A 22,823-nucleotide genomic window follows, 5' to 3' on the forward strand; every position below is an offset into this window, starting at 1 on the left:
AGTATGCGAGTATTCCCGGAAATGCCGCGCCACAGTGGTTGTATTCCGTATTTAGAATGTAGAAAGAAAGGTGTTTATGAGCGCCTACACGCCCGGTGATTCCGGCTCCCACGATGCCGAGCCCACCCGTCGCCTCCGCACCGGTGACACCCGTGATGGCCGCACCGGCCTAGGGCGCATAGCCTCGATGAAGCACCTCTACATTCGCTTCCGCGCGGCTTGGCGGAGCATGAAGAACCCCGACGCCTCCCCCGAGGAAATGGGGTACGTGCCGCACCTGCGTTCGCGCCTCATCGCGATCCTGGTGATGGCGCTCGGCGTGGCCTGCCTCATCATTGGTCTGTCAACCTACGTCACCCTGCAGAACTCCCTCTATCAGCAGGCTGAAAGCAACCTTAAGGAAACCAGTCACCGCGTGGTGCAGCCCACCTCGCGCAATGGTAAGCAGGAAGAAGTGGACTGCGACGATCTGAAGAAGGATAAGTCCATCTTCGCGCCCGGTCAGGCCTCGGGAACCCTCATCACCTGTGTGGACTCCGAGGGGTCGGTCGAGATCGCCAGCAAGCTGGGCAGTGACGGTACCATTCAGAGCCTCTCCGCCAACGACCAGGTAACTCTCGGAACCCTGGCCCTGAACTCCACTAAGAGCGAAGAGCGTGAGGTCAAGCTGGAGGCGGGCACCTACCTCATTCGGATCACCCCGAAGGCAAGCAGCGATTCCGACGCGCAGGTGGTTGGCATCCCCCTCCATAACGTGCAACAGACCCTCACCATCTTTGTGATCGTCGTGTCCATCGGGTCAATCGCCGTGATGGTGGGTGCGGGCGTAGCCGGATCCTACATTATTCGCCGCACCATGAAGCCGCTCGAGCGCGTCTCCGCGGTGGCGACGGATGTGGCGCACCTGGATCTTGAGGAACACACGATTTCATCGGCCGTGCGCGTGGAGCCCCGCGATTCTGACCCTCGCACCGAGGTCGGCGCGGTGGGCTACGCCCTCAACCAGCTGTTGGATAACGTGAACTCGGCGCTGGAGGTGCGCGAGAGAACCGAACATCAGATTCGCGCCTTCATTGCGGACGCCTCGCACGAGCTCCGCACGCCGCTGGCGGCCATTAAGGGATACTCCGACATGCTGCGCTGGACCGAACCGCTCAGCGACTCCGGGCAGTCCTCGCTCGCCCGCATCGACTCGCAGACCGAGCGCATGTCTCGCCTCGTGGAGGACCTGCTGACCCTCGCGCGCCTGGACGAGGGGCGCGAACCCAAGCTGGAAACCGTGGACCTGACGGAATTGCTCGTCGAATGTACCTCGGATATGCAGGCGGCCGCCCGCACCCACGTGTGGCACCTGGATGTGCCCCATGAGCCCGTCGAGGTGGTTGCGGACCGCTCCCAGATGCAGCGCGTCATCCTGAATTTGCTCTCGAACGCGCGCAAGCACACGGATGAGGGAACGCGTGTGATTGCGGGACTTTCTGTGGACCACACCCGCCGTGAGGCGGTGATTTCGGTGGTTGATAACGGCCCGGGTATTGCCCCGGACTTCCTGCCGAAAATTTTTGACCGCTTTACGCGTGCGGATAAGGCACGCTCCGGCTCGGATGGTACGACCGGTCTGGGGTTGGCTATCGTGCAGGCTATTGTGCAGGCGCATGGCGGCTCAATTCAGGTGCAGAGCCAGCCCGGACACACCGTCTTTACGGTGCGACTGCCGCTGGAATCCGTCGAATCGTAGGGTGCGGCGGGGTCGGGATGGTAAATCTCGGCGGACAATCGCCATGTAAAGTTTCAATCTACACCTGAGAGTTATTTCCTCCAGTGCAGATATGTGGTGAATCTAACCCGTTTATTATTTGCTGGCAGTGCAAATTGCACGTATTGTGAAACTATGGCAAAACTCGTTGAATCCCCCGCAAACATTGCAGATAAGCGCTCTGCCCGCAAAGCGGAGAATCGCATCGCAATTGTCGAAGCTGCAGAATCCCTCATTCTTGAAGGCGGCTACGGCGCGCTGAACGCCGAAGCGCTCGCCGAACGCGCCGGCGTCTCCCGCCGCACCATCTTTAACCATTTCGCGTCCGTCGACGACGTGTTGGTTACCCGCCTGAACCAGTACTTCAACCGCATCTTTGAAGAGAGCGACTTCACCGTCTCCGGACAGAACCCCAGCATGGAGACCGAGATGCTCTCCATCGCCCACAACGTTTTCATGAGCAGCACCCTGGAGGAGTACATCGCTCCCTTCGCCCAGCTGCTCTACGCGCTCGAGATGGACAGCCCCGCAAAGTTCGAGGAGTACTCCCACGTCATCCTAGAACGCACCTACGACATCTTCCTGGAGAAGTACCTCGAGGCCTACCCCGACCTGCCCTACCTGCGCGTCGCCGTGTTCGCCTCGAACCTCTCCGAAACCATCGGTGAGGGCGTGTACTACTACCTCACCCGCGCTGAAGAAGTGACGGCCAAGGTCGCGGCAGAAGCACCCGAAGGCACCCACCCTGAAACGCTCGCTATCGAAGCGATGCGCCAGTGCGTTCTCGAGGCCCTCGACTACCTGGGTCGCCTGGTCCAGGGCGAATTTGCAGCCTAAAAACGTAAAACACTAGTAGACGGATACTCCCGTTCCGGGGTCTTCCGACAGGTGGCCACACGGCACCTAACGGGGGCATCTGGAGCGGGAGTACGCGTCTGTTTTGTCTCTACAGCTGACCTGCCTGACGATGCATTCGCAAGACCTGGAAGTCGCACGCCGCGACCCGCTTATTCACCGATCCTTCTACCCCACCTCAAGGAATTCATCATGGCAACATGGCTTTATCGCATCGGCAACTTCGCCACCCGCCGAGCGTGGGCCGTTATCCTCACTTGGACGCTTGTCATCGCGGGTGTAGCCGGCGCCTACACCGCGTTCCACGGCAAGCTCAGTAACACCTTCACCATGCCCGGAACGCAGACCCAGCAGCTCTCCGATGAGCTCGCCCAGCGCTTCCCGAGTGCCAACCGCGGCTCCGGGCAGATCATCCTCACTACGGGCGACGGCACCGCCCTCACCGAGGAGCAGAAGCAGGCGTTCTCCACCGCGCTGAACAAGCTCACCGGCGAGGTTTCTTCCGTGGATGCGGTCACCGACCCGTTCACTACCACCTCCAAGCTTGCCGAGGCAAAAACCCAGCTCGACGAGGCACACGCCAAGATTGACGCCGCCCCCGCCCAAATTGAGGACGGTAAAAAGCAGCTGAGTGGCGCCGCATCCCAGATTGAAGAGGGCACCAAGCAGATTGCCGAGAACGAAAAGAAGCTCGACGACTCGCAGGCGCAGATTACCTCGGGGCAGGATCAGCTAGCCTCCGCACAGAAGCAGCTGGACGATGCCCAGGCGCAGCTGAAGAACGGCTACGCTCAGGCTGAGGCGGCAGGCTCACCCGCCGAGATGATGGAACAGCTGAACGCTCAGCAGGCGCAGCTGACCGCGCAGCAGAACGCCCTCAACCAGCAGCGTGAAACCCTGACTGAAAGCCAGAAGCAGGTCGATGCGGGTCGCTCGGAAATCGCCTCCAAAAAGGAGGAACTGGCCGAGGGCCAGAAGAAGCTGGACGAACAGCGCACTCAGTTGCAGAAGACCGAGAGCGAGCTGCCCGCCCAGCGTGAGCAGCTGGAGCGCCAGCAGAAGCTGTACGACTTCGCCTCCGGCTACCGTATGGTCTCTGAGGATCAGTCCACGGCGATTGCGACTGTCTCGTTTAAGAAGAAGATTTACGAGGTGCCGTCCGCCGAATTGCAGAAGGTCATGTCCGACATTGAGTCGACGAACCTGCACGGGGCAACCGTCCACTTCGACGCGAACCTGAGCGAATCCGCGCTCGGCGGCGGCTCGCACACCGGTGAGGTGGCGGGTATGGTCATCGCCTTCATCGTGCTCATGGTCATGCTCGGTACCCTCGTGGCGGCCGGCCTGCCGATTCTCATGTCTCTGGTGGGCGTGGTGGTGGGTGTGCTCGGCACGCTCTCCCTGTCCTCCATCATTCAGATGAGCTCCACTGCCTACACCCTGGGCCTGATGCTCGGCCTGGCGGTCGGCATCGACTATTCCCTGTTCATCCTGAACCGCTACCGCACGAACCTGCTGGAGGGCATGCCGAAGAACCAGGCGATTGCCCTGGCGAACGGAACGAGCGGTAACGCCGTGATTTTTGCGGCGACCACCGTGATTATTGCGCTGGTGGCGCTGAACGTGACCGGTATTCCCTTCCTGGGCGTGATGGGTAACGCCGCCGCGTTCTGCGTGGTCGTTGCCGCCCTGATTGCGGTTACCCTTACCCCGGCGGTGCTGTCCCTGGCGGGTACCAAGGTCATGTCGAAGAAGCTGTGGGCTTCCATCGATACCCCGCAGAAGATTGCGGAACGCCGTGCGCAGGATGCCGACCGCACCGAGAAGCCGAACGGCTGGTTGCGCCTCGTGCTGGCGCGTCCGCTACTGACCCTGGTGGTGGGTACGCTGGCGCTGCTGGCGGTTGCCGCCCCTATGTCTCAGATGCGTCTGGGCCTGCCGGACGCCTCGAACTACCCCTCCGATAGCGCCGCGTATAAGTCGTACGCACTCATCAAGGACAAGTTCGGTGAGGGTATGAGCTCTCCGCTTGTTGCGGTTGCGCATACCCCCGCGAACATGAGCGAGGAGCAGGCGCAGATTGATATCGCCTCTGCGGTGAAGGAGCGCGGTGGTGCGAACGTGCAGGCTGTGGTTCCCGGCGGCATGACGGACGACCGCACCCTCATGATTTTCCAGGTGATTCCTGCCCACAGTGCAAGCTCCGTGGAGACCGAAGAGCTTGTCCATGAGTTGCGCGCCGTGACCGTGCCGGTGCAGGGCTCCGAGGTGTCTCTCGGTGTTGCGGGCCAGACCAGCGGCAATATCGACGTCTCCGAGGTGCTCGCCCAGAAGCTACCCCTGTACCTGGGTGTGGTGATGGGCCTGTCCTTCCTGGTGCTGATCCTGGTGTTCCGCTCGATTCTGGTTCCGCTGGTTGCCTCGATGGGCTTCCTCTTCTCGGTGCTGGCAAGCTTCGGTGCCGTCGTGTCGATTTACCAGCTGGGCTTCATGAGTTCCCTCTTCGGGGTGGATCACCCGGGCCCGGTGCTGTCCTTCCTGCCGACCCTGCTCATCGGTATTCTCTTCGGCCTTGCCATGGATTACCAGATGTTCCTGGTGACCGGCATGCGTGAAGCATACGTGCACGGTAAGGACGCGGCGACCGCCATTGTGAGTGGCTATAACCACGCGGTGCGCGTGGTGGTGGCTGCCGCGATCATCATGATTTCGGTGTTTGGCGGCTTCATCTTCGCTGAATCGACCATGATTCGCCCGATGGGCTTCGGCCTGGCGTTCGGTGTGCTGGTGGATGCGTTCATCGTGCGCATGACGCTGACCCCGGCGATTATGGCTCTGCTGGGTGATAAGGCGTGGTGGATGCCGAAGTGGCTGGACCGCCTCACCCCGAATATGGACGTTGAGGGCGCCGCACTGAGTGAGAAGATTCAGCACGAGCGAGAGTCTGCCGGTGCAGGCTCGGACAACAAACTCAGGTGACAAGCTCGAGTAGCCGCTAAAGTATTAGTATGCGTTTACGCACCACGGCGCACACTGAAGACTAATACGACTCGAAAGGGCAGGTACACGGTGATGAGGAACCGCGCGAGTATCCGGCAGAGGATAGGGGTCGTTCTAAACCGTGTACCTGCCCCTTTTCTTGTCTTTTTGGGCGGCGGCCTGGGTGCACTGTGCCGCGTGCACACCCCAGGTGGCGTACTGGTGGCGAATCTTCTGGGCTCGTTCACCATGGGTTTGCTGACGGTTCTATGGAACGCGTACGCGGCGCGCGATGGTGAGGATCGAATTCACTCCTTCCGCCTGCTCTTTGGTGCCGGAATGATGGGTGGCTACACGACCTATTCGTCTATCGCCGCGGTCATGGCGCAGACGATTTTTCTGCCGTACACGGTGCACGGCGGGTACATGGTGCTGGCGATTCTGGTGCTGCTGGTGGGTGGCCTGGCGGCCGCGGCCTCCGGCATGCTTGTGGGCCGCATGCTGGCCGCGAGGCTGGTGCACGTCTTACCCAATGAGGAGCCTGGGACCGAAAACGAGGAGGGTCGCTAATGTTTTTCTCCCTGATGATTTTTATCTGCGGCGGTCTGGGAGCGATGACCCGCTTCTTCCTGGATAAGGCGATGTCTCCTCGCCTGCGCACGGAGTCCTCGATTATTAGCCCGGTGTTCGTCATTAACCTGGTGGGTTCGTTCCTGTACGGCCTGCTGATTATGCCGGTTTCGAATCCGCGTGCGCTGGGCGTGCACTACAACGCTACGGATCAGGTGGCGTTCTGGTGCACGGTGATTACGACCGGCATGCTGGGTGGTTTTACGACCTTCTCGACCGCCATGGTAGAGGCGTTGACGGCTCGCTCCGAGGGGAAGACCGTCAAGTTCCTGATGCTGTGGCTGGTGCAGGTTTTGGGCGCCATGGTGGCCGCGATTGTGGGCGCCTGGCTGTTTAGCCTGATTTTTGGGCGCTATATCGCGCCGGTGTTCCCGCCGGATGTTCTGTACTGATGCGCTGAGTCGTTAGACGGTTTAACGGTGAACGGCTACCGCACAGCTTTTTCACAGTTTTACTAAGGGTAACCCATAGAGCCGTCTTTTACACTGGTGGTGAACGATATGCGACGGGCACGAACGGAAGCCCGCTATATACCACCTAAAATATATGAATGAACAGATATATATGCGGGTGGAGTGCGTATATTTCAATCTCACGACACTAGGGATACACGGCATGCAGGAACTACTGAATAAGCACATGATAGGCACCTTCGCCCTTGAAATTGCGATGCTCACAATCGCTCTGACCCTCATCGGGTTTGTGGCGATGCGCCTGCGCGCCAAGAAGACGGGACGAGCGCATCACGCAAAACAGTACGTGATAACGGCCCTGTTCGCGCTGTTCCTATCCTCGATTCTTTCGCTGACGCTCACCCCAATCGGTAGCGCAAATAGCGTCACAAACCCCGAGCTGTACTACCCGCGCTTCTACGTGGGCTGGAGCTGGCAGCAGGCCTGGAACCTGACCGAAGGCATGGGTCTGCGCCGCTTCGCGACGACCGTGTACGCACAGCTCTTCTTCAACATCGCGATGTTCATTCCGCTGGGCTTCTTCACCGCGGGCTGCCTGCGCTGGGGACTACGCGCCACGGCTCTGAGCGGCTTCGCGCTGTCGACCTTCATTGAGCTGAGCCAGCTGACCGGTAACTGGGGCCTGGCAGGCTTCACCTACCGCACCTTCGACGTGGACGATATCGTGAACAACACCACCGGTGCGGTCCTTGGCGCGGTCTGCGTCTGGACGGTGCGCGCAATTCGGAAGCACCGCGCGGCTAAGCGCGAGCGGGTACTGGAGATGGCATCCGCCTCGGCGTAGCAGATTCTTGGATTGCCAGACGTTTTCATAACATGATTGATATAATTCATGTTATGAAAACATCTGCTCCTAGCCTCCTTCCCATCTTGCGTAGTGACCTGCAGGGTGAAGTGATGGCATTGCTGTTCTCTCACCCTGAGCAGCAATACACGGTGTCACAGATTGCTGATGCGACACGTGCATCATTGCCGACTGTTTCCCGAGAAGTGAATCGTCTAAATCAATCTGGTCTGGTGACTGTCCAGAATGTTGGTAGGACCCGTATGGTGCAAGCCAAGGTTGATAATCCGGTGGGCCAGGCGATGCGTCAGTTGATTCTGGTAACTTATGGTCCTGTTCCGGTGCTCCGGGATACTTTGCAGGGTGTTTCCAATATTGAGGGTGCCGCTATTTATGGCTCGTGGGCTAGCCGTCGTTCTGGGGTGGCTGGGCACGTGCCGAACGATATTGATGTGCTGGTTGTGGGCTCCCCTTCACGGCAGAAGCTGTATGAGGCTATCGATGATGCTGAGCAGAAGCTTGGGTATGAAGTAAACGTGAAGCGGCTATCTCCTGAGGCTTGGAACTCGCAGGATGGCTTCGTGCAGACTGTGCGGTCGCGTCCTATGGAGGTTCTCTTTGGGCAGCTGGAGGTGAACGATGTCGACGCTGAAGCCTAACGCCCCGACTCCTGGTCCTTGGACTGTTGGCCGGGAGCGCATTCTTGAGCTGATTGATGCCGGTGAGTTGGAACGGGTCGCTGTAAATCGTGAGCATGCTCAAGGTCTGTTGTTGCGTGCTCGTCGGCATCTAAAGACAGCGCGTCGTCTGGTAGTTGATGATCCGGAAGGTGCCTATACGCTCCTCTATGATGCTTCGAGGTTGGCGATGACTGCCGCCTTGGCGGTGCAGGGGCTGCGTCCAACTACTCGGGGAGGTCATATCGTGGTGGGTGATGCCTTGCGTGCTCAGCGAGGCCCTCATGATGTGGTGGGTAAGCTGTATTCTCGCTTGCGTCGAACTCGTCATGAGGTTGAGTATCCCGGTCTGGATTATGAGCCTATAGCTGTGGAGGAAGCTGAAGAGGCTTTGGAAGATGCAGAGTATATCGTTCAGGAGATGACTCTTTTTATTCCTAAGCTGGGACCTTTCTAGACTGTATTTCTTTTCGGCACCCCTGAATGAACCTCCTTCCGTGAGGTAGACGCAACGAACCCCTCATTTTCATAACCTGACCGATATTGTGCAGGTTATGAAAATGAGGGGTTCGCTGTTTTTAGATGAAACCTCGCCGGATATATCTATTCAGATAAACCCGGCTCGATGAAACCCTATACAGGGAAGTTCTCGGGCGGGAAGACTACTCGTCCTCGGTCACCCGGTTCACGACGCGGGTGCTACGGTTTGCCTTCACCTCTTCGGGGAGTAGGACCGGCATGGGACCGGTCGGGGTGTAGGTTGCCGCGCGTGCCGCCGCGGTAGCGTGGGTGTCCTCAAACTCGGGGATAACCTCGGCGCTGGGTGCGCGGTACAGGTGGCTATTTGCCCACCATGCGAAGAGCAGAACCACAACCGCCAGGGCGGTGGAAACGAACAGCCACGGGCTGACCTGACCCTCATAGTAGAGCTTGAAGAATGCGCCACCCATGAAACCGCCGGCAATCGGGCCGCAGATCGGAACCCACGCGTAGAACCAGCGTGAGGTGCCCTTATCGTGGATGGGCAGCAGGGCGTGCATGAGGCGCGGACCGAAGTCACGGGCGGGGTTCAGGTGGCCGCCGGAGTAGGCGTGGGAGGCGTAGACGCCGAAGGTGACGGCGAAGCCCCAGCCGAAGGCGATGGTGAAGAAGTTGTCGCCGTGGCCTTTGGAGCGGCGGAGTTCGACGTTGGCGATGACGCCGCAGCCGATGGTGCACATGATGAGCGTGCCAAGAAATTCAGCAAGGTAGGGGCTAATAGTGTACACAGGGTGTCCTTCAGGTAGTGAACTGCGGGTGGTATACCGGGATTCGGTCGGGTGCGCAGTGCCGAGCGTGAGGGAGGTGTGGTTTTGTGTGGGGTTATACCGCCCGGGCGGTGGGGTTAACCTTTGGCATCTATGGAACCCTGAATGCCCTTACTGGGCAATACTTTAGTGTTATTTCACCCTTATAGATAAGCTATTTTTGGGTTTTTTATTTAAAAATAAATGTGGTGGATGCGGGAAAAATCGGGCGTAGTTCACAGGGGGGACGTGTGGTGTGCAGACTCCCGTGTCGGCCTGCATAAAACACAAAACTGCCCGGGCCCCTCAATTGGGTGCCCGGGCAGTTTTCTGTCATCTCTTTATGGTTTTTGTGCGGCTTATATGAGCCGCAGTGAGCTGAGTTTTACGCCGCTACACGGTTGCTATTTGGCCGCTACTTTGCGCTCGCCCAGCCGAGGATGGCCTCGAAGAAACGCTCACATTCGCGCAGCTGCTCCAGCTCAATCCACTCGTTGGGGGAGTGAGCCTGCGCAATATCGCCGGGGCCGCAGATGATGCTCTCCACACCGGCGCGCTGGAACTGGCCCGCCTCGGTGCCGTAGGTGACCTTCTGCGGCGCATCGTTGGTGCCGAGCCACTCGTGGGCGAGGCGCACGATGGGCGCATCGTCTTCGGTGCCCAGGCCCGGCACGGTGGCTAGCAGTTCGTGCTTCACGCCCACGCGGGAGGTGAGGCTACCGGGCTCCGCGCCGGTCAGCTTCTCGGCGCGTGCGGCGCGCGCCTGCAGGTCGGGCAGAATCACCTCGGAAATCTCGCGGTCAATGCGCTCGACGAAGGACTCGGTGGTCACCCGCGGCAGGGTGCGCACATCGTACTCGAGCACGGCCTGCTCAGCGACGATGTTGTACTGCAGGCCGCCGTTTGCCAGGTTCACGCTGCCGGTGGAGTGGGGAATGATGAACGCCTCGTCGAAGGGGCCTTCCTCCTCCCACTCATCGGCCATATCGGTGAAGAAGGTGATGAACTCGCCGGCGGCGGCGACCGCGTTCACGCCGTGGGTTGCGAGGGAACCGTGCTTCGGTACGCCGGTGATGGTGACGCGGCCGCGGTGCGCGCCCTTGTGCGCGTCGATGATGCGCATGCTGGAGGGCTCACCCACAATCGCGTAGTCGGGGGCGAGATCGCGGGCCACGAATTCCTCGATGAGGGAGGGAGCGCCGACGCAGCCGATCTCCTCGTCGTAGGAGAAGGCGAAGTGCAGGGGCACGCGCAGTTTCGCCTCGGCAACGCGCGGCAGCAGCCAGAGCGCGACAGCGATGAAGCCCTTCATATCGCAGACGCCGCGGCCGTAGGCGCGGGTACCCTCCACGCGCAGGGTGAACGGGTCGCTGGCCCAGTCCTGACCGGCGACGGGCACGACGTCGGTGTGGCCAGAGAGGACGAGCCCGCCGCGAGTGGTGCCGTTCGCGGCGGGGACGGTGATGAAGAGGTTAGCGCGGGTGCGGTCCTCGTTGTAGGTGCGCACGCCGCTGTAGCCGTAGCGGCCGAATTCGGCTTCGAGAAGCTCGATGAGTTCCAGGTTGGAGCTACCGGAGACGGTGGGGATAGAGACAAGCTTTTCGAGCCAGGGGAGGGACGCCGGCTGAGTGGTCTGTGCGGTCATGAGGAACCTTTCTGCTGTGCGTTTGTGCCCGGGGTGGCTACGTTCAGGGTACGCCGCGGGGCGGTATTCGTCGCGTGGTCGCCGCCGAATACCGCCCCGTGAATGGCCTGAGCGGCCGGACTAGATGACGTAGTTGTTGACGTTGGAGTGATCGCCGAGCGCGTGGAAGTTGCGCGAGTGGTAGACGAGCGGGGTGCCCTCGCAATCGTTGCGGATAAACTCCTCAACCTGGGCGGTGAAGACGAGCGCGGGGCCCGCCTCAACGCGGCTGAGGGGGGTTGCGCGCAGCACGCGGCGCACGCCGTGGACGAGGGGCTCACCGGTGTGGACGAATTCCCACGCGGCCGGGTCGGCGAAGCGGGGGTAGTCGTGGGTCGCGAAGTTCTTAGCGAGGGTGACATTCTCAGCGTCGAGCATGTGTACGAGGAAGGAGGAAGCCGCAGCAATCTTTGCCGCGGAGCCACTGTTGGCCTTGAGGGAGAAGGCGATGATGGGCGGTTCGGCGGCGACGGAGGTCAGGGAGGAGGCGGTGAATCCCGCGGGTTCGCCGTTTTCGTCGGTTGCGGTGATGATGGCGACGCCGGCGGGCTGGTGGCCGAAGGCGAGCTTGAACTGCTCGGTGGTGTCGGCGAGGGTCGCCTGTGCTGCAATGGTTTCGGTCATGATCGACCCTTTCTTCTGCGGCTGCGTGGGTTCGGCCCGGGTTGTGTGTGCGGGCGGTTCCCGTGAGTAGGGGAGATATGTTCAGGGTAAAGCTTTGGTGTAGCGAATACCTTATTTATTGCCCTATGTTTCTTAGGCCTACCTTTCATGACGGGAGGGGCGAAATATTACGTCATATTCGGGGGTGTGCAGGGGATGCGGAGGCACCCGGCGGGGTTTGCGTGGGAGAGCCCCCTGCTTCACCTCGAGGGTCGCCTCCGCGGGGCCTTAGACGGGTTTTGCGGGGGTCTTCTGGGGGTTTCTCGGGGGTGTAGAGGCCTCTAAGGTATCCTTGCTTGGTACACGAAAGCGCACCGGGCCCCCGCACGAGGGGTTTCAGGGCGTTCACTGTGGTGAGATGAGGGTTTATGAGCTGGTTGGCAACTATTCCGCTGCTACTTTTCGCGGTCGTGGTGGCATTCGTTCCCGGATACGCGATGGGCTGGGCGTTGCGCATCCCCGCGCGTCTGCGCATCTTCCTCTCCCCGCTCCTGACTTTTGCCCTGGTGGCTGTCTCGGCGATTGTGCTGGGTAAGACCGGCATCGCGTGGAGCCTGATTTCCTTCGTCGTGGTCGCGGCCGTGCTGGTGGCTGCGGCGGCGGGCCTGATGTGGTTGGTGGGCCGCCGCTGGCCCTCGGCCGTAGCGGGTTCCGACGAATCCTCGGTGAGCTGGCCGGGTAACACGGTGCCGCTTTCCTGGCCCGTGGTGGGCGCCCTGCTGGGCGGTTTCTTGACCCTGCACGCGACCCAGCATATGGTCTTCGGCCCGGAGGCCTTCTCTCAGACCCTGGACAATTCCTTCCACCTGAACGCGATTCGCTGGATCCAGGAGCACGGCGACGCCTCGAGCCTGACCATGGGCGCGGTTTCCGGAACGAACCAGGAACCGTACTTCTACCCCGCCGGTTGGCATGATTTCGTGTACCTGATTTACAACACGACCGGCACGAGCATCGCGACCGCAACCATCGTCATGGTGCTGCTGGTGGCGGGCGTCATCTGGCCCTGCTCCCTGGTTGCGATGTGTCTGAGCATCCCGCATCTGCGTCGCCTGCAGGCGCTCGCTATTCCGGCGTTGACCTGCGGTTTCTTTGCTTTCCCCGGTCTGCTGCTGTTCTGGGGTGTGCTCTTCCCGAACCTTTTGGGCTATGCCCTGCTCCCCGCCTTTGTGGCGCTGCTATCGCACATGATTCAGGTCATGGTGCATCGCGAGTACTCCGTCGTTCTCTCCCTGTCCCTGACGATTCTGGTGGGCCTGGGCGGCCTGGCCCTGGTGCACCCGAACGCGGTGGTTTCTGCGGCGGTATTCGCCGTGCCCATGCTCCTCGGCGGTGTGGTTCAGATGTGGCGCGTCCACGACGCCTCCGTGCGTGAGCGTCTGGTGGGTACCGGCGTTCTGGTTGCACTGATTGCCGGATGCGTGACCGCCTGGTCCGTGCTGCGCCCGAGCGAGGACGCCAGCGACCTGTGGACCGCCGTCATGAGCGAGGGCGAGGCGGTCTACCAGTTCCTGTTCCTGGGCCTGGAGAACGCGAACCCGCTGGGCGGTAATTTCGCTCCCGCCTACCTGATGGGTTTCCTGGCCCTGTGGGGCGTGGGGTACCTGCTGTACAAGCGCCGCAACCTGTGGCTGATTGGCAGCTGGATGCTCGTTGGCTACATGTGGATTATTGCGGCTTCGGTGCCGCGCGGTGACTTCCGCCTGCTGATGGTGGGCCCCTGGTACACGGACCACTTCCGCTTGGCGGCGCTGGTGGTGTTCCCCTCGGTGCTTCTGGCCGGTATTGGCCTGGGTGGCGTCCTGGAGGGTGCGCTCTCCTGGGTGGTTCGTCGCGTTCCGCGCACGGCACGCCTGAACGTGGCGACGGCCGGCATGGGTGTCACCGCGGTGCTGGTGCTGGTGGTCGCCGGCCTGTCCTCGCGAACCCCCGCGATGCACGACGCGACCCTGGTGGTCGCTCAGCGGTACCAGGTGACCCCGACCTCCGAGGTTTTGAACCAGGATGAGATGAACGTCATTAACGAGATCCCGAAGATTGTGCCCAAGGGCGACACCATCGTGAACAACCCCTGGGACGGCAGCGCCTACATTTACGCGCTGGCCGACCGCCACCTGACCAGCTACCACTTCGAGTTCAAGATTTCTCCGAAGTACGCGGCAATCATCAACGATTTGAAGGATGCCCGCACGAACCCGGAGGTCTGCCGCGAGGTGAACGAGTACAAGGCCCACTGGTACGTGCACCTGGAGAACCAGGGCAACTTCGGCCCCAGCGAGCAGAAGAACTACGACGGCTTGGTGGCCGCTATCGATACGGATGTTCTGACCCCGGTGTACTCCTCCGGCCCGATGACTCTGTACCGTATTAGCGCCTGCGACAACTAGACGCAGGCAGCAACTCCGCCCGGGATGTATGCGCCCGGGGAGGGGCCGCATTGCGGTCTTGATTCTGCGACGAATCCTAATGCCGCTGAAGCACTGATATGATGAAAGCCGGTATGTCCACTGGACATGCCGGCTTTCGCACGCACGGTATGACACATTCGTTAGGAGGGGTAGCAGCCCTATGGGATCTCCCACATCGCCTCATACCCCTCGCACGCTGGTGATTATGCCCGCCTGGAACGAGGAAGAAGCACTGCCCGGCACCATCGCCGAGCTACAGGAGACGGTGCCCTACGTGGACCTGGTGGTGGTCAATGACGGCTCCACCGACAACACCTCCGCCGTGGCTCGTGAGGCGGGTGCCTTCGTGATTGACCTGCCCTACAACATGGGGGTGGGCGCCGCCATGCGCACCGGCTACAAGTACGCGCAGCGCACGGGCTACGACTACGCCATGCAGGTGGACTCGGACGGCCAGCACCACCCCGAGAGCATCCCCTCGCTGATTGATGCGGTGCAGGATTACGATATTGTGATTGGGTCCCGCTTCGGTGAGGGCTCTGATGACTACGAGGTGTCCGGCCCGCGCAAGTGGGCGATGAGCCTGCTGTCTTTCCTGTTCACCCGCTCGGCGGGTACCCCGTTCACGGACGTGACGAGCGGCTTTAAAATCGCTAACCGTCGCGGTATCGACTTTTACTGCCGTAACCTGCCCGCCGAATACCTGGGCGATACGATCGATATCACCGCCATGGCGATTAGCAATGGCCTGCGGGTGCGTCAGGTGCCGGTGCACATGCGTGAACGTCAGGGGGGTACGCCCTCCTCCGGTCCGCTGAAGTCTGCTGTCTATCTGGTTCGCTCGCTGTTCTCCTACGGCATTTCGGTGAGCCGCCGCCGGGAGGAGAAGTAGCCGTGAGCGCCAGTGTTTTCTTCTTGATTCTTGCCATCCTGGTCTGCACCTTCGTGGTGGTTCAGGTGCGTCATCAGCGCATGAAGGAACGGTACGCCGCCCTGTGGCTGATTATCGGTGCCATCATCATCGTGCTGGGCGCCTTCCCGAATCTCCTCAACGGTGTGGCGGACTTCGTGGGCGTGGCCCTGCCGGTGAATCTGCTGTTTCTCCTGTCGATTCTGCTGCTGATGGGCGTGAGTATTCACCTGACCCTGGAGCTGTCACGCCTGTCGGAGAAGACCCGCATCCTGGCCGAGGAAGTCGCCATCCTAAAGGCGCTTCAGGAGCAGCCGGAGGGCGCCTCCGGTGCGAGGAAGCGCGACCAGCAGGACTCTTAAAGCTTTACCGTCGAGACTTTTCACCCCTTTGTGAGTTGGAGTAATACCCCATGACCGTTGATATTTTGTTCCCGTACTACGGCGACGTTGCCATGATGAAGCAGGCCGTGCTGTCCGTGGTCGGTCAGACCAACCCGGACTGGCGCCTGATCGTGGTGGATGACGGCTACCCGGACGACTCGATTCCCGGCTGGTTCGAGTCCCTGAAGGACGAGCGCATCACCTACATGCGCAACGAAACCAACCTGGGTGCGAACGCAAACTACCGCAAGTGCCTGACCTTCGTGGAGAACGAACTGGTCACCGTCATGGGTGCCGACGACGTCATGCTCCCCAACTACGTGCAGTGGCTCGTGGATGCGGCGGCTAAGCACCCCGAGGCCTCCATCTTCCAGCCCGGCGTGGTCGTCATCGACGAGCACAACGGCCTGTCGAACACCCTGGTGGAGCAGACTAAGGCGTTCTACCGCCCCAAGGGTGAGGCCGTGCTGAAGGGCGAAGAGCTGGCCGTCTCGCTGCTGCGCGGCGCGTGGTTCTACTTCCCGTCCCTGGGTTGGCGTGCGGACGCCATCGTGGGCACCGGCTTCCGTGAGGGCCTGAACGTCATCCAGGACATGGCGCTGATTCTGGACATCACGATGCGCGGCGGCTCCCTGTACTACGACCCGCAGGTCGCGTTCATGTACCGCCGTCACGGTGGTTCCGACTCGTCCTGGCGTGCCCTGGAGGGCACCCGCTTCGAGGAGGAGCGCCGCTACTACAACACCATGGTCGAAGAGATGAGCGCCCTGGGCTGGAAGAAGGCCGCCCGCGTGGCTCGTATTCGCTTCTCCTCGCGCGCTCACGCGCTGACCCTGCTGCCGAAGGCGGCTCTGGCGAAGAAGTGGCAGGGCGTGAAGAACCTTGCCGAGCACGTGGTGAAGTAAACCCTATACGTGTGCGATGCGTCGTACATCCTACGGTGGATGTGCGGCGCATCTGCGTATGGAATGATTGGTTGAGTGACAGCTAGGAGCGAGGAGGACGCGGTGAGCGAGCCGGTACAGAATCCTGATGCAGGCGAGGCACGGGAGCGGAACTCTCGAGAGACTCAGCCTCAAGAACCCGCGGATGCCCGGGACACTGCGGAAACCCAGGACACTGCGGAAACCCAGCCTTCGGGCACGGTCAACCGCTACCAGTCCCTGGCGCTGCTGGGATCGTCGGTGCTGGCGGCGGCGTCCACGCTGGTCGTGACCATGATTGCTCAGCGCGCCCTGACCGGTTCGGAGCTGACGGAGTTCCTGCTCTTCTGGTCGGCGCTTTTCACGGTGACGGGTATTATTACTGGCCTTCAGCCGGAGATTACCCGCGCGGTGGGTACGGCGCGCACTTACGCTGCAGCTGACGGGGTAGCATCCGCCCACCCCGCATCCGACGGGACGCCCGCACCGCAGGGTGCCCGCGTGGTGACGGTTGCGGCCGCGCTCGGCGCTGTCGCCGGTGCGCTGGTTCTGGTGAGTTCTCCGCTGTGGGCGGGTCAGCAGATTCCACATTCGGCGGCGGTGGGCGTGACCGTCATGGCCGTGGGCGTGTTCCTCTACGCCCTGCAGGCGACCATCAGCGGTGTGGCCGCCGGTGAGGACCGCTGGTACCTTTTCGCGACGGTCGGTGGCCTGGAATCTGCCGGGCGCCTCCTCTTCATGCTTGCGGTGGCCCTGCTTATTCCTTCCCTGGCGGGCCTTGAGGTGGCAACGGTCATTCCGATGGGTCTGTGGCTCATCCTGGCGCTCGTGACGTTCTCGGGCCGCCGCCTGTGGGTTGCCCGCGCGGATGTGCCCGCGGGCCGTTTGACGGTCAATATCCTTTGGTCGTTCCTGTCCTCTGCCGCCGCAGCGATGCTGATGATGGGCTTCCCGAACGTACTGAAGGCCAGCGGCGCCGCGGAGAGCGAACCGGTCGTGCTGGGCACCCTGATTCTGGCGATTTCCATTACCCGTTCGCCGATTATGATTCCCCTGCAGGCCTTCCAGGGCGTGGCGGTTTCTGCCTTCTTGAAGCAGCGTCACCGCCCAGTGGCGGCGTTCATTAAGCCCGCCGCCGCGGTGGTGGCGGTGGGTGCTGTGGGCGCGTTGGCGGCCTATCTGGTGGGTCCGCTGCTCTTCCGCCTGATTTACCCGCCTGCCGCAGGAACCGAGTCCGCGTACGAGGCGGCCGCCTCCGGCCTCTCCCTGGGTGCGCTGGTGTTTGCCTCCGCGCTGCTGGCGCTCATGACCCTCTCGGGCAATATGGCGCTCGCGGTGAACCAGCACCGCATCTACCTTGCCGGTTGGGTGGTTGCCGCGGTGGTAACCCTGGGCCTGGCGTTCCTGCTGCCCGCACCGCTGGTGCCGCGCGCCGTGGTGGCTTTGGCGGTCGGCCCGGTCTGCGGTTTCGTGGTGCACATGGTGGGTGTGTCCATGGCCTCCCGCGTGGAGGAAACTCGCGCCGAGTAGCTTTAAAACTTATGGGAGGGGCACGTACGTCATGTACGTGCCCCTCCCGTTTTCGTTGCGGAGTGGATAGCCGGCTAGGGCACCAGCCACTTGCGGACCGGCGGAATCCACCGCAGCAGCCACACCAGAATCAGCGAGGAAGCCCACACCATCAGAGCGTAGGGAGCCTCCAGCCGGTAATCCACCAGCGGCCAGCCGTAGGCTGCGAGGCCCTGAATAATCAGCAGGTGAATCAGGTACACGCCGAAGGTCAGCGCCGACAGCTTACGCAGACCCGTCTGAGCCGCCTGCGGCAGACGATTCAGTGGTAGAGACTTGAAGAACACGAAGACCGCCGAGGCCCAGAAGATCGTCGGGATGGACAGATACGACATCGCCAGACTCTCAAGGCCGTGGTGGTTCAGGGTCAGGTAGGGGCCGTACAGGATGTGCGTCAGGGAACCGGCAACACCCAGCACGTAGATGACGAGACGCCACGGCAGGCTAAAGCTCGTATTCGCCAGCGCATAACCCAGGAAGCAGAAGCCCACGTACCCCACGATGGGGGCGGTGAACTCAGGCATAATGTGCGGGTTAATCTTATGCACCGTGGTGGTCGCGATGGGCATGAAAAGCCCCAGCACGGCCATGAGCCACGCCAGGCGCACCTTCTTCTCACCGGCACCGCGCAGGGCGTAGGAGAAGATGGGGAGCACCAGGTACACGCCGATGAGCGCCTCCAGGTACCAGAGGGTCACGCCCACGGTGCTCGGTGCCAACAGCACGGCCAGAATCTCCTCACCCTTTGGCAGGGGAGTATGGGTGAACCAGCTACGCGCGAAGAGGTAAATCTGCCCCCAAATCAGCAGGGGAACCAGGATTTTCGTGAAGCGCTTCTTGTAAAAGGTGCCGACGCTCTCCCGCTCGGTGAAGTTGAGGAGGGTGATGCCGGAGGCCATGAAAAAGAGGGGGACGGCGGCAACCGCGGTACCCGAGAGGATATTCTCGAGAACCCAGCCCGGCGAATCGTAATCCACCCGGTAGTTGAACCGGTTGTGCAGGGCGACGACGCCGATGATGGCGAGGACGTTAATGCAGTCCAGGTACACCTTTCGCCCGGGCTTGGGGCGATGCGCGGCGGACCCGCGAGCCGGTCGGCCGCCGGGCTGGGCATCCTCGGAGGGAGAGGACGCCACCTGCGCCGATGCAGGCAGAGAGGACATAGATTTGCTCCAATCTGGGTGAGTGTGATGAGAGAGAACCCCGGAGTCGGGGCGTGAAACCTAAATGTTGTAGACCCGCTTGACGTACACGCCGTAGAGAACCCGGTACAGGGCTGTGCTGGTCTTCAGGAGCAGGCCGGCGGCACCGAAGACCGGGCGTTGGCGGAGGACGAGTAGCGCATCGCGCACCGAGAAACCGCGACGGCACCCGGCGAGGGTTGCCGGAGCTTCCTCACTGCCCACGATGAGCGCCTGCTGGGCGTTATTCAGGTACGCAAGAACACGGGCGACGGTTAGCGCCTCCTGACCTTCGGGCAGGTGGTACGTGCTCGTGCGCTGCAGGGATTTCGCGAAGTAGTCGAGCAGGCGGCGGGTCTCGGCCAGGGGAGTGATGCGGCTCCAGGTCAGGCTTCCCGCGTTCACCGCGTAGGCGTAGAGCGGCTCGTCGATGACGGTCACGCTCTGCGCTCGCAGATAGCAGTCCAGGATGACGCACTCATCCTCGGCGCGGCGAATATCCTCCGGGAAGTAGACGCCCTCCAGCAGGGAACGCTCAATGAGCTTATCCCACGGGTAGGGGGACAGCTCGTCCTTGAGCAGCGCGAAGGCCGCCTGCTGCCCGGTCAGGGTGCCGGGGGCACCCTTCAGGCGCTGCGTGGTCGTGCCGTCGGTTGCCACCATGGTGTGAGCGCAATTGACCACCTGCGCGCCCGTGCGCTCCGCGTGGTGGTGCAGCCGCTCCAGGAAGGTGGGGTAGAGCGTGTCGTCGGAGTCGAGGAACGCCACCCATGCGCCGCGCGCCGCATCCAGGCCCTGATTGCGCACCGCGGAGGGGCCCCGGTTCTCGGGGTTGTCGAACACGCGCACGCGTTCGTCCGCGTTCCGCTGTAGGTAGTCCGCAATCAGCTGCGCCGAATCGTCCGGGGAGCCGTCAATCATGACCAGCAGTTCAAAGTCGGGGTCGGTTTGCGCCAGCACCGACTCAATCGCCGCGACCACGGTGGAGGCGGTGTTGTAGACCGGCATGATAATGCTCGTGCGAGGGGTGGAAGACATGTGCATAAAACCTTGGGGGAGTTGCGGAGGACTTACATGCCGTAGGCGCGTCGAACGTACACGCCGTACAGGGTGCGGTACAGGGCGGGGGAGAGCTTCAACAGCAGGCTCGCCGCACCCATCACGGGGCTCGAAAGCAGGGCCTGGCCGACCCATTCCCACCTAATCTGGCGGCGACATTCACGAATTACCGCGGCGGAGTCGGCGCTATCGCTCATGAGCGCCTGCTGGGCGTTGTTGAGGTAGGTGACGGCCGAGGAGGTGTTGAGGGCGCGGCGTCCCTCCTTCGTGGAGAGCAGCTCGGCACCGGCCTGGCGCATGTAGCGGGTGTGGCGAATACTTTCCTCCACCGGGGTGACGCGGCCCCAGGTCAGGCCTTCGGCACCCATGTAGTACACGTAGAGGCAATCCGGAATCACCTCGAGAGCTTTGGCATGCATGAGGCACTGGAAGACGGCGAGGGCGTCCTCCGCGCGGTGAATATCGGTCGCGAAGCGCACCGACGAGAAGAGCGAGGCGCGGAAAATCTTGTCGGGTGTGAAACCCGTGAAACGGTCCTGCAGGTAGTTGATTGCAATATCGCGGCCCGTGTAGGTGCCGGGGGAGTTCTGCGGGCGGTTCAGGGTGGAGCCATCCGCCCGGTGGATGGTGTGACCGCAGGTTGCCACATCCGCGCCGGTACGCGCCGCCGCAGCGTGCAGGCGTTCCAGGAACTCGGGACGGTATGTGTCGTCGGAGTCGATGAAGGCAATCCACTCGCCGCGAGCCTCGTCCAGGCCCTGGTTACGTGCTGCGGAAACGCCGACGTTCCGTTCGTTGTCGAACAGGCGGATGCGGGGATCGGGGTTGCCCTCCAGGAACTCGCGAATTACCCGGGAGGAGCGATCCGGGGAGCCGTCAATCACCACCAGCAGCTCAAAGTCGGGGTCGGTCTGCGCCAGAACGGATTCAATTGCGGCGACAACGCTATCAGCCGTGTTGTAGACCGGCATGATGATGCTGGTGCGCGGTGATGACATGGTACCCCTTTGGAGCATTGATGACGGAATTACATATAGATACATCATACGGGGGCTAGGAGCATCTGACCCCTATTCCAGCTTCACACTCTCTTCATACTCTGGGAACTTAGGTAACCCTATGGAAAACGCATGGGGTGCTTCCTACACTGGAAGGGCAGATTAATGACCGAGGGGTTGCCCACCCCGCACCACCCGCCAGGTGTACCACCGAAGGAGCCGCGCATGAGCCGACGCACCGACGCGCCCGCCCGATCACCACGACGAGCTGCCCTCGCCAGCTGGATAGGCTCCGCCCTCGAATACTACGACTTCGCCGTCTACGGCACCGCCGCCGCAATCGTGCTCAACCGCATCTTTTTCTCCGAGGACACCGCCGCCATCGGCATCCTCAAGTCCATGGTCGTTGTGGGTGTTGCCTACGTCGTGCGTCCCTTCGGCGCCATGATCGTCGGCCCCCTCGGTGACCGTTACGGCCGCCGATTCGTCCTGATGCTCACGCTCTTCCTGATGGGTAGCGCGACCTTTGCCATCGGCTGCCTGCCGACCTATAGCCAGGCGGGTATTCTTGCACCCATCCTACTGGTGGCCTGCCGTATGCTTCAGGGCCTTTCCGCCGCCGGCGAGCAGGCAAGCTCCATCTCCATTTCTTTGGAGCACGCCCACGAGCACCAGCGCGCCTTCACCACCAGCTGGACCCTGCAGGGCACCCAGTTCGGATCTCTGCTGGCGACCGCTGTGTTCATCCCCTTCGCGGCCCTGCCGGATGAGCACCTGCTCACCTGGGGCTGGCGCGTGCCCTTCTGGCTCTCCGCATTCGTGGTGGTGACCGCCTGGTTGATTCGCCGCACTCTCTCCGAGCCGCCCGCCTACCTGCAGCGCGAGAAGCTCACCGAGTCCCCGCTCGTGCTGGTCTTCAAGCACCACAAGCGCGCCGTGCTCACCATTGCCGTGTGCGCCATGGTCAACACTGTGAACATGGTCTTCACGACTTTCGCGCTGTCCTTCGCCACCAAGGGTTACGGCCTCGACCGAAGCACCATGCTGCTGGTGCCGGTCGCCTCGAATACTCTCGGTCTGGTTGCGATTCCGCTCGCCGCCATGCTGGCCGATAGGATTGGCCGCAAGCCCGTGTTCATTACCGGTGCGGTGGCCTCTTCCCTGGTGATGTTCCCGTACCTCGGCGCGATTACCGAGGGTAACTGGGTGGGCATCTTTGTCTACGGCGTACTCATGCACGGCGCGCTCTACTCCATGGCGAACGGCGTGTGGCCCTCCTTCTACGCAGAAATGTTCCCGACCCGCGTGCGCGTGACCGGCCTGGCGCTCGGAACCCAGATTGGCTTCGCAATTTCTGGAGGCGTTGCCCCCGCCGTGGCGACGAGCCTCGCCGGCGCCGACCTGCATAACGCGGTGCTGCCCGCCGCGTTCACGGTCGCCATGTGCGTGCTCGTGGCGCTGGGCGCACTCACCGCTCGCGAGGGCTACAAGAAGTCCCTGGCCGAGCTGGATGCATAGCCCACGCAATATATTCTGTATATAGAATAAATACGGGTGGGGCTGGATAGTTAGCTATCCAACCCCACCCGTATTCTATGTTCTGGC

General features: G+C 61.8%; 20 protein-coding genes. 14 read left to right on the forward strand and 6 right to left on the reverse strand.

What is annotated here, in order from left to right; all coding sequences use genetic code 11:
* Window positions 1-76: 76 nt before the first annotated feature.
* From ADJ95_RS02575 to ADJ95_RS09015, 8 genes are all read left to right on the forward strand, one after another.
* Complete coding sequence (locus tag ADJ95_RS02575; protein ID WP_053088802.1) at window positions 77-1,738, forward strand: sensor histidine kinase; 1,662 nt, start codon at window positions 77-79, stop codon at window positions 1,736-1,738.
* A 153-nt stretch (window positions 1,739-1,891) separates the two neighbouring features.
* Window positions 1,892-2,593 (forward strand): TetR/AcrR family transcriptional regulator, encoded by a 702-nt coding sequence (locus ADJ95_RS02580; RefSeq protein ID WP_049332284.1) that lies wholly within the window; start codon window positions 1,892-1,894, stop codon window positions 2,591-2,593.
* A 210-nt stretch (window positions 2,594-2,803) separates the two neighbouring features.
* Window positions 2,804-5,590: an MMPL family transporter gene (locus tag ADJ95_RS02585; RefSeq protein ID WP_049332285.1), complete on the forward strand. Its 2,787-nt coding sequence runs from the start codon at window positions 2,804-2,806 to the stop codon at window positions 5,588-5,590.
* A 93-nt stretch (window positions 5,591-5,683) separates the two neighbouring features.
* Window positions 5,684-6,160: a fluoride efflux transporter FluC gene (locus ADJ95_RS02590; protein ID WP_049332287.1), complete on the forward strand. Its 477-nt coding sequence runs from the start codon at window positions 5,684-5,686 to the stop codon at window positions 6,158-6,160.
* Window positions 6,160-6,612, forward strand: a complete 453-nt coding sequence (locus tag ADJ95_RS02595) for a fluoride efflux transporter FluC (RefSeq protein ID WP_049332288.1) — start codon at window positions 6,160-6,162, stop codon at window positions 6,610-6,612. The genes ADJ95_RS02590 and ADJ95_RS02595 overlap by 1 nt, the downstream gene beginning before the upstream one ends.
* Window positions 6,613-6,835: 223 nt before the next feature.
* Window positions 6,836-7,477 (forward strand): VanZ family protein, encoded by a 642-nt coding sequence (locus ADJ95_RS02600; RefSeq protein ID WP_049332289.1) that lies wholly within the window; start codon window positions 6,836-6,838, stop codon window positions 7,475-7,477.
* 32 nt (window positions 7,478-7,509) lie between these two features.
* Window positions 7,510-8,136: an ArsR family transcriptional regulator gene (locus ADJ95_RS09235; protein WP_141761786.1), complete on the forward strand. Its 627-nt coding sequence runs from the start codon at window positions 7,510-7,512 to the stop codon at window positions 8,134-8,136.
* Complete coding sequence (locus ADJ95_RS09015; protein ID WP_080974922.1) at window positions 8,117-8,611, forward strand: HEPN domain-containing protein; 495 nt, start codon at window positions 8,117-8,119, stop codon at window positions 8,609-8,611. The genes ADJ95_RS09235 and ADJ95_RS09015 overlap by 20 nt, the downstream gene beginning before the upstream one ends.
* Before the next feature lie 205 nt (window positions 8,612-8,816).
* On the opposite strand, the gene ADJ95_RS02610 is transcribed toward ADJ95_RS09015, so the two are convergent.
* The 3 genes from ADJ95_RS02610 to ADJ95_RS02620 form a co-directional block, all read right to left on the reverse strand.
* The gene (locus tag ADJ95_RS02610) at window positions 8,817-9,422 is read right to left on the reverse strand and encodes an aquaporin (RefSeq protein WP_049332290.1); all 606 of its coding nucleotides are present in this window, start codon (window positions 9,420-9,422) and stop codon (window positions 8,817-8,819) included.
* Window positions 9,423-9,855: 433 nt separating this feature from the next.
* Window positions 9,856-11,085, reverse strand: coding sequence for an acetylornithine deacetylase (gene argE / locus ADJ95_RS02615; RefSeq protein ID WP_049332291.1), 1,230 nt, complete (start codon window positions 11,083-11,085; stop codon window positions 9,856-9,858).
* A gap of 120 nt (window positions 11,086-11,205) precedes the next feature.
* Window positions 11,206-11,748, reverse strand: a complete 543-nt coding sequence (locus ADJ95_RS02620; protein ID WP_049332296.1) for a flavin reductase family protein — start codon at window positions 11,746-11,748, stop codon at window positions 11,206-11,208.
* Window positions 11,749-12,155: 407 nt separating this feature from the next.
* Between ADJ95_RS02620 and ADJ95_RS02625 the strand changes: the two genes are divergently transcribed.
* The 5 genes from ADJ95_RS02625 (at window position 12,156) to ADJ95_RS02645 (ending at window position 17,941) form a co-directional block, all read left to right on the forward strand.
* Window positions 12,156-14,174, forward strand: coding sequence for a DUF6541 family protein (locus tag ADJ95_RS02625; RefSeq protein ID WP_049332298.1), 2,019 nt, complete (start codon window positions 12,156-12,158; stop codon window positions 14,172-14,174).
* Between the two features lie 181 nt (window positions 14,175-14,355).
* A complete protein-coding gene (locus tag ADJ95_RS02630) occupies window positions 14,356-15,087 on the forward strand; it encodes a glycosyltransferase family 2 protein (RefSeq protein WP_049332300.1) in 732 nt (243 codons plus the stop codon).
* 2 nt (window positions 15,088-15,089) lie between these two features.
* Window positions 15,090-15,467, forward strand: coding sequence for a DUF2304 domain-containing protein (locus tag ADJ95_RS02635; RefSeq protein ID WP_049332306.1), 378 nt, complete (start codon window positions 15,090-15,092; stop codon window positions 15,465-15,467).
* 50 nt (window positions 15,468-15,517) lie between these two features.
* Complete coding sequence (locus tag ADJ95_RS02640; protein ID WP_049332308.1) at window positions 15,518-16,393, forward strand: glycosyltransferase family 2 protein; 876 nt, start codon at window positions 15,518-15,520, stop codon at window positions 16,391-16,393.
* Window positions 16,394-16,495: 102 nt separating this feature from the next.
* Entirely contained in the window at window positions 16,496-17,941 is a 1,446-nt protein-coding gene (locus ADJ95_RS02645) for a hypothetical protein (protein WP_239662753.1), read from the forward strand.
* 74 nt (window positions 17,942-18,015) lie between these two features.
* Here ADJ95_RS02645 and ADJ95_RS02650 read toward each other — a convergent pair whose 3' ends face one another.
* Genes ADJ95_RS02650 through ADJ95_RS02660 form a run of 3 tightly spaced genes read right to left on the reverse strand, consistent with a single transcriptional unit; the run spans window position 18,016 to window position 21,218 of the window.
* Window positions 18,016-19,143, reverse strand: a complete 1,128-nt coding sequence (locus ADJ95_RS02650) for an acyltransferase (protein ID WP_049332310.1) — start codon at window positions 19,141-19,143, stop codon at window positions 18,016-18,018.
* A gap of 60 nt (window positions 19,144-19,203) precedes the next feature.
* On the reverse strand, window positions 19,204-20,199 hold the full coding sequence (locus tag ADJ95_RS02655) for a glycosyltransferase family 2 protein (protein WP_049332311.1): 996 nt from the start codon (window positions 20,197-20,199) through the stop codon (window positions 19,204-19,206).
* A 32-nt stretch (window positions 20,200-20,231) separates the two neighbouring features.
* Window positions 20,232-21,218 carry a glycosyltransferase family 2 protein gene (locus ADJ95_RS02660; RefSeq protein ID WP_049332313.1) on the reverse strand — a complete coding sequence of 329 codons (987 nt, stop codon included), beginning with the start codon at window positions 21,216-21,218 and terminating at the stop codon, window positions 20,232-20,234.
* 225 nt (window positions 21,219-21,443) lie between these two features.
* On the opposite strand from ADJ95_RS02660, the gene ADJ95_RS02665 reads away from it, so the two are divergent.
* Window positions 21,444-22,736 carry an MFS transporter gene (locus tag ADJ95_RS02665; RefSeq protein WP_049332315.1) on the forward strand — a complete coding sequence of 431 codons (1,293 nt, stop codon included), beginning with the start codon at window positions 21,444-21,446 and terminating at the stop codon, window positions 22,734-22,736.
* Window positions 22,737-22,823: the final 87 nt, after the last annotated feature.

Source organism: Rothia mucilaginosa, from assembly GCF_001061665.1.
Classification (GTDB): domain Bacteria; phylum Actinomycetota; class Actinomycetes; order Actinomycetales; family Micrococcaceae; genus Rothia; species Rothia mucilaginosa_A.

Excerpts from the sequence above, each read along its gene's own strand:
- ADJ95_RS02575 (WP_053088802.1), top strand. The coding sequence starts at position 77 with ATGAGCGCCTACACGCCCGGTGATTCCGGCTCCCACGATGCCGAGCCC.
- ADJ95_RS02580 (WP_049332284.1), top strand. The coding sequence starts at position 1,892 with ATGGCAAAACTCGTTGAATCCCCCGCAAACATTGCAGATAAGCGCTCT.
- ADJ95_RS02585 (WP_049332285.1), top strand. The coding sequence starts at position 2,804 with ATGGCAACATGGCTTTATCGCATCGGCAACTTCGCCACCCGCCGAGCG.
- ADJ95_RS02590 (WP_049332287.1), top strand. The coding sequence starts at position 5,684 with ATGAGGAACCGCGCGAGTATCCGGCAGAGGATAGGGGTCGTTCTAAAC.
- ADJ95_RS02595 (WP_049332288.1), top strand. The coding sequence starts at position 6,160 with ATGTTTTTCTCCCTGATGATTTTTATCTGCGGCGGTCTGGGAGCGATG.
- ADJ95_RS02600 (WP_049332289.1), top strand. The coding sequence starts at position 6,836 with ATGCAGGAACTACTGAATAAGCACATGATAGGCACCTTCGCCCTTGAA.
- ADJ95_RS09235 (WP_141761786.1), top strand. The coding sequence starts at position 7,510 with ATGATTGATATAATTCATGTTATGAAAACATCTGCTCCTAGCCTCCTT.
- ADJ95_RS09015 (WP_080974922.1), top strand. The coding sequence starts at position 8,117 with ATGTCGACGCTGAAGCCTAACGCCCCGACTCCTGGTCCTTGGACTGTT.
- argE (WP_049332291.1), bottom strand. The coding sequence starts at position 11,085 with ATGACCGCACAGACCACTCAGCCGGCGTCCCTCCCCTGGCTCGAAAAG.
- ADJ95_RS02620 (WP_049332296.1), bottom strand. The coding sequence starts at position 11,748 with ATGACCGAAACCATTGCAGCACAGGCGACCCTCGCCGACACCACCGAG.
- ADJ95_RS02625 (WP_049332298.1), top strand. The coding sequence starts at position 12,156 with ATGAGCTGGTTGGCAACTATTCCGCTGCTACTTTTCGCGGTCGTGGTG.
- ADJ95_RS02630 (WP_049332300.1), top strand. The coding sequence starts at position 14,356 with ATGGGATCTCCCACATCGCCTCATACCCCTCGCACGCTGGTGATTATG.
- ADJ95_RS02640 (WP_049332308.1), top strand. The coding sequence starts at position 15,518 with ATGACCGTTGATATTTTGTTCCCGTACTACGGCGACGTTGCCATGATG.
- ADJ95_RS02650 (WP_049332310.1), bottom strand. The coding sequence starts at position 19,143 with ATGTCCTCTCTGCCTGCATCGGCGCAGGTGGCGTCCTCTCCCTCCGAG.
- ADJ95_RS02655 (WP_049332311.1), bottom strand. The coding sequence starts at position 20,199 with ATGTCTTCCACCCCTCGCACGAGCATTATCATGCCGGTCTACAACACC.
- ADJ95_RS02660 (WP_049332313.1), bottom strand. The coding sequence starts at position 21,218 with ATGTCATCACCGCGCACCAGCATCATCATGCCGGTCTACAACACGGCT.
- ADJ95_RS02665 (WP_049332315.1), top strand. The coding sequence starts at position 21,444 with ATGAGCCGACGCACCGACGCGCCCGCCCGATCACCACGACGAGCTGCC.